Origin of the sequence: Halobellus ruber (genome assembly GCF_014212355.1) — an archaeon.
GTDB classification, from domain to species: Archaea; Halobacteriota; Halobacteria; order Halobacteriales; family Haloferacaceae; genus Haloquadratum; species Haloquadratum rubrum.
Window position 1 is genome coordinate 705,390 of record NZ_JACKXD010000002.1, and the last position, 17,388, is coordinate 722,777.

Sequence of the window (17,388 nt, forward strand, 5' to 3'; positions counted from 1 at the left end):
GTGCCGACCGACGCGTGCGGCACCGCGTCGGACCGACTACGGCGACGTCGGGACCGAAATGTCGCCGTTGATGATGTCCTCGCGGGCGGTCGAAACCTCGCTTGCGACGTCGTCGGGGATCTCCGACCCGAGCGAGTCGCCGTAGACGAGGTCGACGCCGTCCTCGGCGAGCCCCAGCGAGACGGCGGTGCCGCCTGGGAAGTTACCGTTGAGTACGGCCTCGATCGAGTTGTACACCGGCGTGTCGACCCGCTTGACCATACTCCCGAGAATGACGTCGCTGTACGACGGACGCGTGATCGACTGCGCGCGGTCGACGCCGATCGCGAACTTTCCGGCCTCCTGTGCGGCCTGGAACACGCCCGTGCCGGTGTTGCCCGCGGCGTGATAGACGATGTCGGCGCCGCTGTTGTACATCGCGGCCGCCGCCTCCCGACCCGCGGCCGGGTCGTTGAAACTCCCCGTGTAGCTCGTGCTGACGTCGACGTCGTCGCTGCCGGCGGACACGCCCGCCTCGTAGCCGGCCTGGAACCGCTTGATCAGGTCGGACTCGACGCCGCCGACGAAGCCGACGTTCGTGGAGTCGCCCGCGGTCGAGCCCGCCCCGGCCGAGAAGTCCTGCGTCGTGAGCAGGCTGGCCATCAGCCCCGCGAGGTACGAGCCCTCGTGTTCCTTGAACGTGTAGCTCGCGACGTTGGGTGCGTCGACCACCGAGTCGACGATCATAAAGTTCTGGTCGGGGTAGGACTCGGCGTTCTCCGTGAGGGAGTCGGCCTGGAGGAACCCGATACAGCAGACTAGATCGTAGTTCGGATCCGTCGACTGGGCGAACTGCTGCTGGAAGCTGCTGAACTCCGCGACCTCGTCGGGCTGTGCTTCGTTGTACGCGATGTTGAAGTCCTCTTGGGCCTGGATCACGCCGCTCTGGGCCTGGTCGTTGAACGACCCGTCGCCGAGGCCGCCGGTCGCGTAGACCATCCCGATGTGGGCCGCCGGACCGCTCTCGGTGGTCTCGGCCGCGGTCGTTTCCTCCATCCCGTCGTCGGTGGATCCCCCGGAGTCGGTTTCCGTCTCCGTCTCCGTGTCGTCGGATCCACCGGACGGCCCGCCGCTACACCCCGCGAGACCGGCGATCCCCGCCACGCCGGTCGCCTTCAGGAACGTACGCCTATCCATAGCTGTGAGCACCTACGAAACAATGGATAGCGAGGTGTGCATAAATTCGTCGCTTCCGTCCCACGGCCTCGGAGTCCGGATCCGGATAACTGGACGGACACCCGACGAGTCGGTCGCTCCACCGTCCGACCGTGGGTAATGGCGGACTCGCGGTGCGCCGGTTCCCTCACCCGCCCGCGGCGGCGACGGCGTCGGCGACGACGTCTGTCACCTCGTCGATCAGGGCGTCGACGTCGTCGGCCTCGGCATACACCCGAACGTACGGCTCGGTCCCGGACGGGCGGACCAGCGTCCACGACCCGTCAGGGAACCCCACGCGGACGCCGTACTCGGTGTCGACCTCGGCGTCGGGGCACGCCGCGGGGAGCGACGACTCCAGGCGCCTCATCACCTCGTTCTTCAGGTCGTCGGGGCACTCGACGCTGACCTTCCGGTAGGGGCGCTCGGTAACTGGAGCGCGGAGGCCGTCGAGCCCCGCGGCAGCGACGAGCCGGGTCAGCACCGCCGCGGAGGCCGCGCCGTCGATCCACCCGCCGTGGTCGGGGTGGATGTGCTTCCAGGGTTCCGCGGCGAAGACCACGTCGCCTCCATCGGCGCGCGCCGCGGCGATCCCCTCGTGGAGCGCTCCCAGTCGCACACGCTCGACCCGCCCGCCCGCCGCCGCGACCCGCTCGTCGATCCGCCCCGACGCGTTCGGCGTGGTCACGACAACCGGATCCGACGCGGTCGCGACCCTGACGAAGTGTTCCGCGAGGATCGCCACGACGGTGTCCTCGTGGAGTATCTCCCCCGCTCCATCCAGGACGACGATCCGGTCGGCGTCGCCGTCGTGGGCGATCCCGAGGTCGAACTCCGAGCCCGAAAGGAACGCCCGGAGATCCCCCAACGTCTCGGGGGTCGGCTTCGACGCACGGCCGGGGAAGAAGCCGTCGACCTGACCGTTGAGCGTGACCACCCGCGCGCCGAGTTCCCGGAGTACCTGTGGGGTCCCGAGCGCTCCCATCCCGGTGCCGCAGTCAACCACGACGTCGAGGCCGTCGGCGGACTCGCCGTGGCCGCGGGCGTACTCGACGACGGCCCGGCGATAGCCCGCGAGCGGCGACACCGTCTCGGAACTCCCCCACTCGTTCCACGCCACAGACGGTACCCCGTCGGTCACCCGGGCCTCGACCGCCGCCTCGCGGTCGCGGTCGTACTCCCGGCCGTCGACGAAGACCTTGATCCCGTTGTCGGTCGGCGGGTTGTGTGAGGCGGTGAGCATCACCCCGTACCGGCCTTGAGAGGCGTACGCGAGCGCCGGCGTCGGGAGGACGCCCGCCCGTCGCACGTCGGCGCCGGCGGACTCGACCCCTGCCTCGACCGCGGCCGCGAGCGCTTCGCCGGTGGTGCGGCCGTCCCGCCCGACCACGACCGTCGCGGGGCGGTCGCTCGCCCCGTCGCCGGACGCCTCCTCGACGACGCCCGCGCCGACCGCCCGCCCGACGGACAGCGCGAACTCCGGCGTCAGCCGTTCCCGTACCGACCCGCGGATCCCCGCGGTTCCGAACAGCTCCATACTCCCCCTGCCCCGGCCCGGAGGCATAAACACCACCGACCTTTTGCTGCGCTCGTTCGCTTCGCTCACTCGCTTGCAAAAGCTCGGCCAAAATCCGGCGTCACCCTCTCAGTCGCGGCTTCGCCGCTCCGTCGAGGGTTCCTCGGCCCGCTCGCTCACTTCGTTCGCTCGCGGTGCAGCAAGTGGCTGTACCGATCGGCGCTTCGTTTTCACGTTTCGTTCAGAGGGTAAAGTCAGCAACAGGGGTGTTCGTTCCCTTCAACTCCGGGCCAACCGTCCGGTACCCGCGGGAGCAAATTCAAATCCTGATCTCGTCGCGTGCTTTTTCATTGTGGTCACGCAATACGATACTATGCCACACACCTCACAACAGGGGATTCATGTTCTTCACATTGATGACGACCCGGATTTCGCGGACCTGGTCAAGACGTTTCTTAAACGCGAGGACGATCGGTTCACTGTCGAAACGGCGACCAACGCCGACGAAGGACTAAAACGAATCTATGACCGGCCGCCTGATTGCGTGGTCTCGGATTACAATATGCCTGGCAGAGACGGGATTGAGTTACTTCGCGCGCTCCGTGACGAGCACCCCGATCTACCGTTCATACTGTTCACCGGTAAGGGCAGTGAGGAGGTCGCCGGTGACGCGCTCAGGGCGGATGCGACCGATTACATTCAAAAACAGTCCGGGTCCGAACAGTACGAACTACTCGCCAATCGCATTGAGAACGCTGTCTCACAGTATCGGTCTGAGATCCGACTCCGCGAAACGAAAGAAGAGTACGTTACCGTATTCGAGGGTGCGTTGACTGGTCTCCTGCTGGTTGATGTCGAGCGGGATGGGTTCCGGTATCAACGGTGTAATCCGCGAGCACTTGAACTCATCGGCCGAGACCGGGAAGAAATCGTCGGAAGTACCCCAAGTGAGGCTCTTGGCACGGAAAATGGCAAAAAGGTCTGTGGGGCATATCGGAAGTGTGTCGAGTGTCGTGAATCCGTCAAATACTCCCTCACTCTCGATTTTCCGGACGGACAGGCCGTCAGACCGGGCAGGGTCACACCCATCGAGTTAAACGGTGAAATCACCCAACTGGTGGTCTCGTTCTATGACGATACCGAAGCACAGCAACAACGAGAGAAGTTAGAACGACAAAACGACCTGTTCAGCAAAGCGCAAGAACTCGCCAAGGTAGGCGCATGGGAGTACGACGTTCAAGAGAATCAAACCAGTTGGACCGAGCAAGTCTACGAAATCTATGATCTCTCGCAAGATGCGTCTATAGACGACGAGGCTATTTTGGAACTGTATCATCCGGATGACCGGGACGAAATCCGGGAAGCGTTTACGAATCCGAGCGAAACTGTCGACACATCCGACTCAGAGTTGCGTCTTCAGCCCACAGACGGGGAGACACGGTGGGTATCTGTACGCGGGCAGCCACAGACGGTGGATGGAGAACTCGTCAGGATTCGCGGGGCTATTCAGGATATTACCGGAAGAAAAAGGCGAATCCGAGAGATACTGGAACTGAAACGGCAGTACCAAACGCTATCTGAGAACATACCTAACGGTGCGGTCTTCCTGTTCGACGAGAATATGCGATACGAACGGGCTCGTGGAAGGGAACTCAGTAAAGTCGGCCTCTCGCCTAACGAGGTCGAATCAACAACGCCACACGACGTCTTTCCGACCGAACTCGCCGAAGAACTCACCCACTACTTCACCGAGGCGCTGAATGGAAACAGCAATACGTTTACGCAAACGCTCGGAGAGAGCGTTTATCGGAACCGGACAGTCCCCGTTGAAACCGGTGACGGGAGAACTGCTTACGGACTCGCGCTGGCACAGAACGTGACGGAGCAAGTTGAGCGTAGGCGGGAACTGGAGAGGCAAAACGAGCGGTTAGAGGAGTTCACAAGCATCGTCAGCCACGATTTGCGGAATCCGCTCCGAGTGGCCGACGGACGGTTGGAGCTGCTTCGGGACGAGTGTAAGAGCGACCATATCGATGACCTTGCACAGGCCCTTGACCGGATGGACGCGCTCATCGAAGACCTGCTGACACTGACACGAGAGGGTGAGCGAGTCGATGAGGCCGAACAGATTGGACTCACGAACGCAGCCACGAACAGTTGGCAAACGGTGAAGACGGAACGGGCAACACTCGAAACCGATACGTCGTGTGCCGTTGAAGCTGACCGGAGCCGGCTTCGGCAGCTGTTCGAGAACCTCTACCGGAACGCCATCGAACACGGTGGTGACAATGTGACAGTCTCCGTTGGCGAGATGGACGACGGGTTCTATGTCGCGGACACGGGATCAGGCATCCCTGAATCTGATCGTGAGGAAGCGTTCGAGGCGGGATACTCGACTACCGAAGGGGGGACCGGATTTGGCCTGCGGATCGTCGAACAGGTCGCTAACGCGCATGGGTGGGAGGTGACGGTGACTGAAAGCGAACAGGGCGGGGCCCGGTTCGAAATCACCGGCGTTGAAAAAGGCGAGTGACCGATGCGCGCTGTGTATCTTACACGAGGTTAAACGAGTGATCTGAATCTGTCATTTTCGTCGCCGGGGGTACACTCGCACACTCGACGTCGAAACTCAACTCTGGAAAACTATCTAACCTTCTGACGACCGGTATAGTTACCGAATGGATGTGATCTGGCGTTCGTCCGTCCTGAACGATCGGGCGAGTTATCCTTCCTTGAGCAGTGTGATCGCAGCCGGCACACGCTATTTGGGGCTCCCTCCCGTATCCAGTCACGATGACCGACGACCGAGTCCGAGCACACGTGTTCGTCAGCGGCAACGTCCAGGGCGTCCGGTACCGCGCGTCGACGAGGGAGGCCGCCGAGAACCGCGGTGTCGACGGGTGGGTTCGGAACCTCGACGACGGCCGTGTGGAGGCGGTCTTCGAGGGTCCCGAATCCGCAGTGGAGGGGCTGATCGAGTGGTGCCACATCGGGAGCGCGATGGCGACCGTCGAGGACGTCGAGGTGAGCTACGAGGAGCCCGAGGGCGAGTCGGGGTTCCGCGTCCGGTGGTAGGATCGCCGGCGAAGACTCCCACGTCACGCCGCGGCGCCAGTGGCACCGTCCCCGCCCGAATCGGCACCCTCCTCGGCGGACTCCGAGGGGTACCCCATCGGCGCCTCGGGATCGTCGTTCACCAGCCGATCCCAGATCACGAGCGTCGAGGGAAGCACGAGCAGCGACGCCAGGAAGGAGTAGACGATCGACATCGCAGTCAGGATCCCGAACTGCCCAAGCACCGAGAGGACCGCGAGCACGAGGACGCCGATCCCGAACGCTGTCGTGGCCATACTCCCGAGCAGCGCCCCGCCCGTGCCGATCACGGTCCGGCTGAGTGCGGGAATCAGCCCTCGCTCGCGCCGCTCGTCGATGAATCGGTGGACGACGTGGACCGAGTAGTCGATCCCCAGCCCGATCGTGAGCGAGAGGATGGTGGCGGTGAAGGCGTTGAACGGGATGTCCAACAGCCGCATCGTGCCCGCGACCGACGCGACCGCCACGACGATCGGCGCGAGGTTGGCGATGCCGAGCGAGGGCAACCCTTCGAGGATCCAGTAGATCACCACCAGAAACACCACCGTCGCACTCAGCGCGAGCGCGAGGCTGGTGATCGCGGACTGGAAGATCAGGTCCGAAACCGCCTGAAAGACGACAGTCTCGCCCGTCGGGGTCGCCTCGACTCGGAATCGGTCCGCGACCTCGTGGCCCGCGGCGGTGACTTCCCGATCGGAGGCGTCTGCGGAGGTGGTGTAGACGACCCGGGCACTCCGCCGGTCGTCGGCCAGATACTTCGAGGCGCGGTCGCCCGCCGGGGACGCCTCGAGCTCTCGGTAGATCGTCGGAAGGTTGTCGTCGGGCACCCCGTTGTCGTTCCGGTCGTTCCGCTCGACGAGAGCGGCGAACTCGGGATCCTCCGCGGCGCGGTCTTTGATGATCGTCACGATGCTCGTCGACGCCGCACGACGGTTCCCGTCGGTCACGAACTCCTCGGGCGGGTCCTCGCCCGCCCGGTAGATCCGTTCTAAGGCGGCGTCGTTCTCCATCCGCCCCTCCAAGTATATCGTGACGGATCCCCCCTGCGAGGACGTGAACTTGTCGTCGAGGAAGTTGATCGTCGCCACCGCGTCGTAGTCGCTCGGCGCGAACGGCTCCGGCAGCGCCTTCAGCAGCGCCGGCACCTCCTCCGGCGGCAGGAAGTCCTCCTGGGAGAAGGAGGTGTCGACGCCGGTGGCGTACCCGGCGGCGCCGGCGCTGAACACCAACGCGAAAACGAGCAGCACCACTGGCGCCCGGTTCGCGATACCGACCCCTATCGAGAGCGCTTCACCCAGCGCCGATCCCTCCTCGCCGAGCGGCCGCTGGCTGAACGTCGGGATCGGCCACGAGTCCCGACGGCGGTCGACCCACACCTTCGCGGCGGGCAGGAAGATACCGAAGATCAGGAACGTGAACACGATCCCGACGGCGGCGACGATCCCGAAGTCCCGGATCGGGGGGAGTTCGGAGGCGAGATTCGCCAGAAACCCGATCACCGTCGTGCCGGTCACGATGAAGAAGGCGACGAGCAGCTGGTCGGTCGCGACCTGCATCGCGTCGCCGACGCCGAGGCCGGTCGCGCGGTCCTCGCGGTAGCGATTGACCGCGTGGATCCCGAAGTCGATCCCGACCGCGAGCAGAAGCGGCGGGATCGAGATCATGATCTGGTTGAACGGGATGCCCGCCAGTCCCAGGAACCCGAAGGTCCAGACCGACGCCATCCCCAGGGAGACGACGCCGAGGATCAGATCCAGGAGGTCGCGGTAGGCGACGACCAGAAAGCCGAAGATGAGAAGCACCGCCGCGGGAGTCACGATCAAAAGCGAATCGGAGATGACCGTGCCGAACTCGTCGGCGACGATGCCGCTGCCGAAGACGGTGATGTCGGCGTCGATCTCCGCGCCGATCACCCGCTGGGCCTGCGTCTGAATCGGCGTGAGCGGGCTACTACCCGACTGCCCGGCGGAGCCGCCGCCCACGCCGCCGGGGAGGTCGTGCTGGACCGCGCCGATCGTCGCCGACGCCGACGCGTCCCGTTCGTTGAAGTCGTTGCTCACGGTCCCGGTGAACTCCGGGTTGTCGGCGTTCTCCCGGACCGCCTGTCGGACGGTCGTAGGCGTCGCGCGTTCGAGCGTCGTGATCTGCTGCTCCAGCGTGGTCGCCTCGGGATCGATGGTCCGCGCGACGGTACCTGCCGCCGACGACGTCCCCGAGACGTACATATCGTCGCGCTCCTCCAGCGCCCGCTGGGCCCGCAACATCGCGAGCAGCGAGTCCTTCGAGAGCACGTTGGGGTCCCGCTGGATCAGCGACGTGCTCCCGGGGTCGTCGTCGAACGCCGGGAGGAACTCGTTTTCGACGCGTTCGTTTGCGTTCGCCGCGGGGATGTCCTCGGCGAACTGCTGGGTTCCCGACTCGGTGGAGACCCCACCCAGGCCCGCGGTGAACACGAGCGTCACGATGAGGAAGGCGACGATCACCGTGCCGGGACGGTTGACGATGTTGTCGTCGGCCCAGTCGACGAACCGCTGGAAGTCCAACCGCACGGGTCACTCCCGCCGACGGTAGTAGAACACGCCGCCGGCCGCGCCGCCGAGCAGGAGCACCACCAGCAGGAGCAGCGTGATCGGGAGCCCCCCGGAGCCGGTAGTGACGTCGACGGGCACCTGGTAGGTGTCGGAGATGATCGTATCGCCCGCCTCGTCGTCGTACTGGAAGTCCATCTGCACCGGGTAGGTCTTCTCGGTGGCGCCGCCGGCGGCGCTCAGCTGGAAGGTGATCGTCGTCGACTCGCCCGGTTCGAGTTCGTCGACGAACGCCTCGTCGTCGGAGGTCGACAGCGGCGAGTCGGTGTAGATCTTGGCCGAGAGGTCCGAGACCGTGTACTCCCGGGTGTTGGTCACGGTGACCCGGAACTCCCCGCCGGAGCCGGCGCTCAGGTTCCCGTCAACGGGGTCGACGTCGAACTCGGCGGTCCCCGGCCCGACCGGCACCCGCGTGGGGATGGCCCCCGACGCCCGCGCGGCGTTGTCCCGGTCGCGATAGGAGACCGAGAGGTCGAACTGCCGCGGCCCGGCGTCGGAGCTGCTCGTCACCTCGACGTCGAACGAGAAGTTCGCGGCCTCGCCGGGGTCGAGGTCGCCGATCGCGACCGTGTTCTCGATCGGGGTGACCGTCGGGCCGGGGTCCTCGAATCTGACGACCGCGTGACGAACGCGGTCGTCGCGCGCGTTCACGATCCGGCCCTCGAGCGTTCCTTCCTCGCCGACCCGGAGCGTGCTTTCGACGCCCCGGATCTCGAAGCCGGGGTCGTTCGCCCCGACCTGGAGGCGGATGTCCACGACGTCGCTACGAAGCTGGTCGCCGTTCCCGTTCCGGAAGGCCGTTCGGATGCCGAACTGCTTCGGCCCGGCGTCGACGTTTTCGGCGACGTTCACCCTGAAGCTGAACTCGGCCGACTCCCCGGGCGCGAGCGACCCGACGGCGTACCCCCCGCCGACCGCGCTGGCGGTCGGCGTATCGTTGAACTCGACGACCGCGTTGTGCGCGGTCATCGGCCCGGTGTTCGTGATCGTCCCCGACAGCGTGTCGGAGCCGCCGATGGAGAGGGTGCTCCGCAGCTCCGAGACCGCGAACGTCATCTCCGGGTGGGCCTCAAGCGGGACCGAAAGCGAGGGGGTCTCGCCGACCGTCCCGCTTGGCTTCTCGAAGTCGACCCGCGCGGAAAGCGAGTAGTTACCCGCAGTGGCCGCGTCGCTCAGGGCCGCGTCGAACGTGAACGTCCGGTTCTCGCCGCGCTCCCACTCGGAGACGAACCGGGTGCTCGACTCGCTTGCTCCCAGCGACACGTCCGGGCTTGACGTCGAAAGCGTCAGCGTCGAATCGCGGGCGGCGGTGTCGCCGACGTTCCGCATCGTGAGCTCCAAGGTCCCCCTGCCGTCTACGGTTGCCGTGGAGTTGGTATCGACGACCGTGAACCGCGGCCCCGACTCGACTCTGACCTCGACGTAGCGGGTCACCTTCCGTTCGGTCGCCGACCCCGCGCCGTTGTCGTACTCGTAGGTGAGATCCAGCGGGATCCGGTAGGTGCCGCTTGCGAGGTTCGCCGGGACGTTCAGCTTCAGCGAGAGGTCAGCAGGGTCCCCGTCGGGAAGTTCGGAAACGTAGAGTTCCCCGGTTTCGACGTCGATCCGGCCGGTATCCCGCGGTTTGATCCGGACGTTCGTCGCGGTGCGCGTGTCGTCGTCGGGGCCGTCGGGGTCGTTCAATAACTGAAAGGATACTTCGTTGATCCCGCCGGGCGCGAGGTTCGGTTCGGGTGTGACCGTCCGGAGGTCCGGGTTGGAAGTGAGCGCGACAGCGGGAACGGCGCTGACGAGAAGCGATCCGACGACGAGAACGACGAGCAGCGTGCGTTTCATTGGTTGTGGAAGGGCCGAGTGGCGGGGAGAGTGACCGCCGGCGTGGGTTCGGTCTCAGCAAAATCACGGACGGACCGTATATAAGCTATTGTAAACCAAAACAAACTACCGCAGGGTTTTCGAGCCGGAATTGACGGGATGTAGATCTGATCTATGAGGCAGAAACGACTTTTGATCCGGTATTCGATCGCCTGCCGAAACACCTACCGAGTTGTAACACCCTGCTGTTCCGTTATGCCGACGTTACCGGGTATCGCCGGTGTCCGGAACCCGTCATCTGCATACTTCCCGTGACCGAGCGACGGGATGATGTCAAACGTCCCCACGACGGTACTCAGTTGGACGCCGGAGCGGCCGGGCTCGCGTTCCGCTTGGGGCTCGTCCTGTTCGGTGCGGTCCTACAGTAGCGTTTGCAACTGGTTGCACATCCGATCGCACGCCGTCGTGCGATCGAGCGAGCGAAGACTTGCAAACGCTACTACAGCGTTTATGCGACTCAACCACTTCCTGAACGTCGACGATATGGCCGGGTACGCCGGGCGCCGCCGACAGGGCGCGACCGGGACGTTTAATCGGCCGCCACGTGCCCGTAGAGGTATGAAGGCGACCGCGACCGCCCACCCGATCCAGGGGCTGGTCAAGTACCACGGGATGCACGACGAGGAACTCCGGCTCCCGTACCACGACAGTATCAGCGTCTGCACGGCCCCGAGTCGGACGAAAACCACCGTCGAGTTCCAGCCCGACGCCGGCGAGGACGTCTACGTCATCGGCGGCGAACGCGTCGAGGGGCGCGAGGCCGAGCGCATCGATTCGGTCGTCGATCACGTCCGCGAACGGGCGGAAATCGAGCACGCGGTCCGCCTGGAGTCGGAGAACTCCTTCCCGACGAACATCGGGTTCGGATCCTCGGCGTCGGGGTTTGCGGCGGCCGCGACGGCGCTGTCGACGGCTGCGGGGCTCGACCTCTCGCGTCCGGAGATCTCGACCATCGCCCGCCGTGGGTCGGCGTCGGCCGCACGGGCGGTCACCGGGGCGTTCTCCCATCTCCACTCCGGGATGAACGACACCGACTGCCGGTCGGAGCGGATCGAGACCGACCTGGAGGACGACCTCCGGATCGTCGCCGCCCACGTGCCCGCCTACAAGGAGACCGAGGAGGCCCACCGCGAGGCCGCCGAGAGCCATATGTTCCGGGCCAGGCTGGCGCACATCCACCACCAGATCGACGCCGCCCGCGACGCCCTCTACGACGCCGACTTCGAGCGGGCCTTCGAGCTTGCGGAACACGACTCCCTCTCGCTCGCGGCCACGACGATGACCGGGCCCGCGGGGTGGGTCTACTGGCAGCCCGACACCGTCGCGGTGTTCAACGCGGTTCGGGAGCTCCGCGAGGAGGGGATCCCAGCGTACTTCTCGACGGACACGGGTGCAAGCGTCTACGTCAACACCACCGCACCCCACGTCGACGCCGTCGAGGACGCCGTCGCCGCGGTCGGCGTCGACACCGACGTCTGGGAGGTCGGCGGCCCCGCGGCGGTCCGCCCCGAGGCCGAGTCGCTGTTCTGAACGGCAGCGTCCCGGGCGGCGGCCCCGGGCGACGCGACCCACGGTCGCCACGGTCCGGTCGTCATATGTCCCTCCGGCTCCAATCGAACGTATGCGAATCGCAATCCTCGGCGCCGGCTACGCCGGCGTGACGCTCGCTCGCCGGCTGGAATCGACGCTTCCCGACGACGTCGAAGTCGTAGTGGTCGACGAGTCCGAGACCCACCTTGTCAAACACGAGGTCCACCGGGTCATCCGCCGCCCTGCGGTCGCCGACGCGATTCGGGTCCCGCTTCCGGAACTGTTCGACCGCGCGACCGTCCGGACCGAGCGGGTGGCCGGGCTGGGTCGTGACGCCCGAACGGTCCACCTGGCGGACGGCTCCGAGCTCTCCTACGACTACGCCGCGGTCTGTCTGGGGTCGGTCACCGCCGAGTACGGGATCCCGGGCGTCGCCGAGTTCGGCCTGCCGCTCGCCTCGGTCGACGACGCGCTCGCCATCCGGGCGGCGTTCCTGTCGGCGGCCGGGGTCGACGCCGACGGGGTGGAAAGCGTGGCTGACGCGTCCGCCGGATCCGTCGACGTCGTGGTCGGCGGCGCGGGGCTCTCGGGCGTCCAGACCGCGGGCGAACTCGCGGCGCTGGCCCGCGAAGAGGGCGTCGACGCCGACGTGACGCTGCTCGAACAGCTCCCCCACGTCGCCCCGAACTTCCCGGAACACTTCCGACGGGCGGTCCGCGAGGAACTGGAGTCTCGGGACGTGACGGTCTCGACCGACACGACGGTCGAACGGGCCACCGCCGATGCGGTCGAGACCGACCAGGGGACCATCGCGGCCGACGTGTTCGTCTGGACGGGCGGGATCACCGGCACGGAAGCGATGGGTGGCGACCGACCCCTGGTCCGCGACGACCTCCGGCTCGACGACCGGACGTTCGTGGTCGGCGACGCCGCGCGCGCGGTCGACGCGGACGGGGAACCTGTCCCGGCGTCGGCGTCGGCCGCGATCCGGGAAGCCCGGACGGTGGCGTCGAACCTCTCGCGGCTCGTCGAACACGACCTCGAGGAGGCCCGGGGGTTCCGACCCCGACTCGACCCCTACCGTTTCGACGTGCCAGGGTGGATCGTGACGGTCGGCGACGGGACCGTAGCCCAGCTCGGCCCCGAAGTCGTGACCGGTAAAGCGGCGCGTGCGATGAAGGCGGCAGTGGGCGCCGGCCACCTGAGTTCGGTCGGCGCGGTCCGGAACGCGGTCGACCTCGTCGAATCCGAACTGGCGACCTGATACGGATTATTGTAGTCAATTGCCGGTCATCGCCGACCCCGTCTCCGGCGATGGCCGGTAAGTATAGTAGCGTTTGCAAGTCTCTGCTCACTCGATCGAATGCTGTCGTGCGATCGGATGTGCATCCAGTTGCAAACGCTACTATAGCTGCCGACGGGACTGAGTCGTATGACGATTCTCGCAGCCGTCGGCGGTGGGGCGGAACCCAGCCGGGCTGTCGAAGGGGTGCCGAACTGGCGTCGGTGTTCGCCGCCGACCACGTCGTGCTCCGCGTGACGTCACAGGACCTCTGTGAGGAGTTCCGGGAGTCGACCAGCGGCTCCTCGATGTCGTGGGTGCGTCCTCTCCAGGTCGCTCCAGATGTCGATCAACTGGTCCTGTAGCGACTCCCAAAGGGGGTGATCCAAGGATGGTGACCCGTCCGTCCATCGGGCGCACACCTCGTGGTCGGTCCCGCTTCGGGGTGGTCGCCCGAGCGCCCGTCCGGGGGCTCCCCGGCGGCGTCGGGTCACGGTGGGTCGGCGTCCTCAGTGTACCGTCGTATCATTTGAGTTCGTCGTTCCCGGTCGTGAACGAACCGCAACGGGCCCTCCGAGTCACGTTCGGGGGACCGCAGAACGGCGGCGCGAAGCGGGAGCGAACGGTCAGGCCGGCGTCGTTGCCCTGTGACACGGGAACGATCGTACAAAGACCTTCCTTCCGGCGTAGGATCTCCCTGCGACCGTCCACCGACGAACGGGCTCCGTTGGCGGCGACGGGGCCGACGCCTGCGACGGCGATCAGTTCCCGCCGAGCAGCCGGCGACGGACCGGGTCGGCCGATTCCTCGACGGTCGCCGCACGGCCTTCGAGGTCTGACGCGAACGGCCGGTTCGGGAGCGCAGCCGCGTTGATCCGGACCGTCTCAACCGACGCGCGGACCGCGGCGTCGGCGAGATACGCACCGGTCTTCGCGTCCGCAGCCACCCCGGGAGTGCCCCGGCGGTGAGCCGTCTCGGCGTCGGTCAGCACCGCCACTGCCGCCTCGGCGACCGCAAGCGGGATCCCGGCCGCCCGACGCCGGAGTCTAGTCGACGGCGCTTCCCCGTCGCCGAACACCTCCTCGACCACCGCGGCGTCCTGCCCCCCGAGTGCGAGCAGTTTCTTCCGCCGGCGACGGAGTCCCGTTCGCAGCCCCGACAACGACGTCTCACCGGGACCGGCCTCGGACTCGCCGCCCGCCGACGGACCGTCCGCGGCGGCCGTCGTGTGGACGCACACCATCTCACACAGGGCGGCACCGGTGGCGCCGGTGATCGCGGCGGCAGTACCGCCCGCAGGTACCACCCGCTCGGAGGCGACCGCGTCGAGGAACTTCCCGATCGGCGTGTCGTCGTAGGTCACGGTCCGGGGTTCGAGGCCCCGTCTCAAGAGCGTTCGGCCGGCCTCCCGACGGATATTTGACCGGCGGGGCTCCAGCGTCCGTATGACCGGATCGAACGGGGACCGGGGTCCCGATCCGCCGGACGCCGGAGACGGCACCGAACCGAACGGGGACGGCACGGCTGCGGGCGACACCTTCGGCGTCGGCATCCACGTCACCGACGACGAGTTCCAGTTCGTCGTCCACGTCCCCTCCGACATCGACTCCGGGTGGACGGACCCGGAGGCGTTCCAGCGCGTGGTCGAGCGGGCGGTCTGGGAACGGCTCGATCGGTCGGCGACGCTCCGTGAACTCGGTGCGACGGCTGAGGTCGGCGAGACCGTGACGCTCGGCCGGATCACACTCACGCCCGACGGGACCGTCGTCGATGCTGAGTTTCGGGCGGGCGCGGCGGAGTCGTGACCGACGCTCTCGACGCCGTGATCGACGGCGCGATCGAACGGGCCCTCCTCGGCGGCGACGACGCCCGCCGGTACTTCGCGCTCGCGGGGGCGCTGGACCGTGGTCGATCGGCTGCCCGAAGCGACGCGGTCGGACCACCCGAGCACGACGATCCGGACCGCGAGCGACCGACGGAGCGGGACCGACCGACTCACGTGCTCGGTGCAGCCCTCCTCAGCACCGTCGCGGTCGACGCGCTCGGGTCGGTTCGGACCACGGACATCGACCCAGGCGCGTGGTCGCCCGGCGGCCGGGACGTCGGGGCACGGACCGAGTTGGTTGCCGTCGGGGCGGTCGCCGCCTGCCGGCGGTTCGACGTCGAGCCCGAAACCGTCGCCGCGCGCTCCGGGGTCTCGCCCGAGCGACTCGCCCGGTATCGGGAGAATGTGACTCCCGGATCAGAAAAATGAGAACCGTCTCGATCGGACCTCGGACGCTTCCGCGACGGCTCGGCCGTCAGCTCCGACCGGGCGCGTTCCCGGAGTTGCCGGGCGCGTCGTCGGAGCCGCTGTCGCCATTGTCGTCCGCATCCTCGTCGTCATCGTCGGCGTCGTCCTCGTCGTCGGCTTCGGTGGCTTCCGTTTCGGTTTCGTCGTCGCTCTCTTCGTCGTCTTCACTTTCCGCCTCGGAGTCGGGGCCCGCGTCGTCGGGGGCGTTGCCGTTCGCCGCGCCGGGACCGTCATCGTCCTCGTCGTCCGCGTCGTCGGACTGCCCGGGAGCGTCGCCGGAGTTGCCCGGAGCCCCACCCGACTGGCCGGGCGCGTCGCCGGAGTTACCCGGAGCCTCGTCGGACTGACCAGGTGCCTCACCCGACTGACCGGGCGCCTCGTCGGCGTTCCCGGGGTTGTTGCTCGTCACGAACTCGGAGATGACCTGTCCCGGCGGCCCGTCGACCGCGACGTTCTGGAGCGCGCTCACGAACTGCGACACCGCCAGCCCGAACGGCTCCTGCGGGTTGACGAAGTCGACTGTCAGGTCGGCGGTGGTCGTTGCGGACTCGTTGCCGTCGGTCGCAGTCACTTCGATCGTGACGTTCGCGGTCGGGAGCGGGAGCGCGACCTCGCCGTCGCCATCGGTCGCGTACGTTCCCGTCCCCGCGTAACTGTCGTTGCTCTCCACCTCGACGGTCGCGTTCTCGACGGCCTCGCCGCCGTCGGTGGCCGTCACGACGACACCGTCGTCACGCTGGTCGGCGGTCACGTCCAGATCCGCCCCTGACAGCGCCACCACGGTCTCCGCCGAACGGTTGCCCTCGGTCGCCACGATGGTGGCGTCCAGGTCGTCCGCGGGCTGTTCGAGGGTGACGGTGCCGTTCCCGTCGGTCGTGTAGTTCCCGCCGATCGCGTCGTCCGCGTCGACCGCAACCGAGGCGTTCTCGACCGGCTCGTCGTACCGGGTGACGGTCACCGTCGTCGACCCGTCGGCCGACTGGTTGGCTGTGACGTCCAGCGAGTCCTCACGCGGGACGAGCTCCGTCTGCGTGCTCGCGGTGACGTTGTCGCCACTCGCGTTCACCGTCACCGATACCGTCTCCGTCGGTTCGGGGAGGACGACGGTCCCGTTTGCGTCGGTCCCGTAGGTCCCGTTTCCGGTGTAGTTAGATGCCGAGGCAACCGTCACCGTCGCGTTCTCGACTGCGGTCCCGTTGTCTACGACTGTGACCACTGCCTCGCCCGTGTCGGGATCCTGTTCCACGTCGACCGCGAGGTCGGTCGCTGCGGTCGCGGCCATCGGGATCGCCAGCATCCCGACGAGCGCGACGACCACGGCGACCGTGAGCGTTCTGCTGCGGTTCATTACACTCCCCCGTTGCGAGGTCACCCTCATAAACCGGGAACTCCCTCAGCCCGTCTTCCGGTCGATTTAGCCCGATTTAACCCGATTAACCGTCTATCGGCGATAACCCGGACCGCGTCGGCTTCGTATCCCCCGCCCACCGTACGACGGCGCTGCCGCTGGCGAGTGCGCGTTCGAAATGAAAACCGCCCACGGGACCTGTTGTCCCGTGAGCGTTCAGTACGAGTGGATGGGCGGCGACGGAGCGTTCCCAGAGGCTCGCGCACTCCAGTACTTCCCCCTACGCTGGCAGACTTAACTTCCGTGTTCGGGATGGGTACGGGTGTCTCCCTGCCGCTTTGGCCGCCCCAACGCCGACTGGCGGACTCGAACCGCCTCTCTCTTCTCACGAAGAGAGCGACCGACTCGTCGGTGGTGACGACTGCGTGGTTCCAAACCATTGAACGCGCGCAATCCAGCTTCCGCCTGAACCCGTCATTACCGCGACATCCTGGCCGTCTCGATCCCCGTCAACCACGACAGTAGACCGGGACTGCAATATACTGTCACAGTTGCGAGTCTCGTGTCACACTCTCTCCGATCGATTCGGGGCGATCAGTCGGATCGCCTGATGAGTGGTGGCTCGGACTGTTAGTGCTCGCGGGCTCACACCTCGTTGCCTCGGTGCG

General features: G+C 66.7%; 13 protein-coding genes and 1 rRNA gene. 7 read left to right on the forward strand and 7 right to left on the reverse strand.

Going from position 1 to position 17,388, the window contains the following annotated elements:
- Positions 1 to 36: 36 nt before the first annotated feature.
- Both H5V44_RS08395 and H5V44_RS08400 read right to left on the reverse strand, forming a co-directional pair.
- Positions 37 to 1,176: a BMP family lipoprotein gene (locus H5V44_RS08395; RefSeq protein WP_185192654.1), complete on the reverse strand. Its 1,140-nt coding sequence runs from the start codon at positions 1,174 to 1,176 to the stop codon at positions 37 to 39.
- A gap of 166 nt (positions 1,177 to 1,342) precedes the next feature.
- A complete protein-coding gene (locus H5V44_RS08400) occupies positions 1,343 to 2,731 on the reverse strand; it encodes a phosphomannomutase (RefSeq protein ID WP_185192655.1) in 1,389 nt (462 codons plus the stop codon).
- A gap of 352 nt (positions 2,732 to 3,083) precedes the next feature.
- On the opposite strand from H5V44_RS08400, the gene H5V44_RS08405 reads away from it, so the two are divergent.
- Both H5V44_RS08405 and H5V44_RS08410 read left to right on the forward strand, forming a co-directional pair.
- Positions 3,084 to 5,243: a response regulator gene (locus tag H5V44_RS08405; protein WP_185192656.1), complete on the forward strand. Its 2,160-nt coding sequence runs from the start codon at positions 3,084 to 3,086 to the stop codon at positions 5,241 to 5,243.
- A gap of 260 nt (positions 5,244 to 5,503) precedes the next feature.
- Complete coding sequence (locus H5V44_RS08410; RefSeq protein WP_185192657.1) at positions 5,504 to 5,785, forward strand: acylphosphatase; 282 nt, start codon at positions 5,504 to 5,506, stop codon at positions 5,783 to 5,785.
- Positions 5,786 to 5,808: 23 nt separating this feature from the next.
- Here H5V44_RS08410 and H5V44_RS08415 read toward each other — a convergent pair whose 3' ends face one another.
- Together H5V44_RS08415 and H5V44_RS08420 are read right to left on the reverse strand one after the other, a co-directional pair.
- Positions 5,809 to 8,346, reverse strand: coding sequence for an efflux RND transporter permease subunit (locus tag H5V44_RS08415; protein ID WP_185192697.1), 2,538 nt, complete (start codon positions 8,344 to 8,346; stop codon positions 5,809 to 5,811).
- Positions 8,347 to 8,355: 9 nt separating this feature from the next.
- Entirely contained in the window at positions 8,356 to 10,227 is a 1,872-nt protein-coding gene (locus H5V44_RS08420) for a COG1361 S-layer family protein (protein ID WP_185192658.1), read from the reverse strand.
- A gap of 597 nt (positions 10,228 to 10,824) precedes the next feature.
- Between H5V44_RS08420 and mvaD the strand changes: the two genes are divergently transcribed.
- The 3 genes from mvaD to H5V44_RS08435 all read left to right on the forward strand — a co-directional run bounded on the left by mvaD (position 10,825) and on the right by H5V44_RS08435 (position 13,443).
- Complete coding sequence (gene mvaD, locus H5V44_RS08425; protein ID WP_185192659.1) at positions 10,825 to 11,796, forward strand: phosphomevalonate decarboxylase MvaD; 972 nt, start codon at positions 10,825 to 10,827, stop codon at positions 11,794 to 11,796.
- Positions 11,797 to 11,887: 91 nt separating this feature from the next.
- Complete coding sequence (locus H5V44_RS08430) at positions 11,888 to 13,060, forward strand: NAD(P)/FAD-dependent oxidoreductase (RefSeq protein ID WP_185192660.1); 1,173 nt, start codon at positions 11,888 to 11,890, stop codon at positions 13,058 to 13,060.
- 242 nt (positions 13,061 to 13,302) lie between these two features.
- On the forward strand, positions 13,303 to 13,443 hold the full coding sequence (locus tag H5V44_RS08435; protein WP_185192661.1) for a hypothetical protein: 141 nt from the start codon (positions 13,303 to 13,305) through the stop codon (positions 13,441 to 13,443).
- Between the two features lie 396 nt (positions 13,444 to 13,839).
- On the opposite strand, the gene H5V44_RS08440 is transcribed toward H5V44_RS08435, so the two are convergent.
- A complete protein-coding gene (locus tag H5V44_RS08440; RefSeq protein WP_185192662.1) occupies positions 13,840 to 14,442 on the reverse strand; it encodes a cyclodeaminase/cyclohydrolase family protein in 603 nt (200 codons plus the stop codon).
- Positions 14,443 to 14,524: 82 nt separating this feature from the next.
- On the opposite strand from H5V44_RS08440, the gene H5V44_RS08445 reads away from it, so the two are divergent.
- Together H5V44_RS08445 and H5V44_RS08450 are read left to right on the forward strand one after the other, a co-directional pair.
- On the forward strand, positions 14,525 to 14,884 hold the full coding sequence (locus H5V44_RS08445) for a hypothetical protein (protein ID WP_221625620.1): 360 nt from the start codon (positions 14,525 to 14,527) through the stop codon (positions 14,882 to 14,884).
- On the forward strand, positions 14,881 to 15,333 hold the full coding sequence (locus H5V44_RS08450) for a hypothetical protein (RefSeq protein ID WP_185192663.1): 453 nt from the start codon (positions 14,881 to 14,883) through the stop codon (positions 15,331 to 15,333). The genes H5V44_RS08445 and H5V44_RS08450 overlap by 4 nt, the downstream gene beginning before the upstream one ends.
- Positions 15,334 to 15,379: 46 nt before the next feature.
- Here H5V44_RS08450 and H5V44_RS08455 read toward each other — a convergent pair whose 3' ends face one another.
- Together H5V44_RS08455 and rrf are read right to left on the reverse strand one after the other, a co-directional pair.
- Positions 15,380 to 16,720, reverse strand: coding sequence for a hypothetical protein (locus tag H5V44_RS08455; protein ID WP_246403820.1), 1,341 nt, complete (start codon positions 16,718 to 16,720; stop codon positions 15,380 to 15,382).
- Positions 16,721 to 16,948: 228 nt separating this feature from the next.
- A 5S ribosomal RNA gene (rrf, locus tag H5V44_RS08460) occupies positions 16,949 to 17,070 on the reverse strand.
- Positions 17,071 to 17,388: the final 318 nt, after the last annotated feature.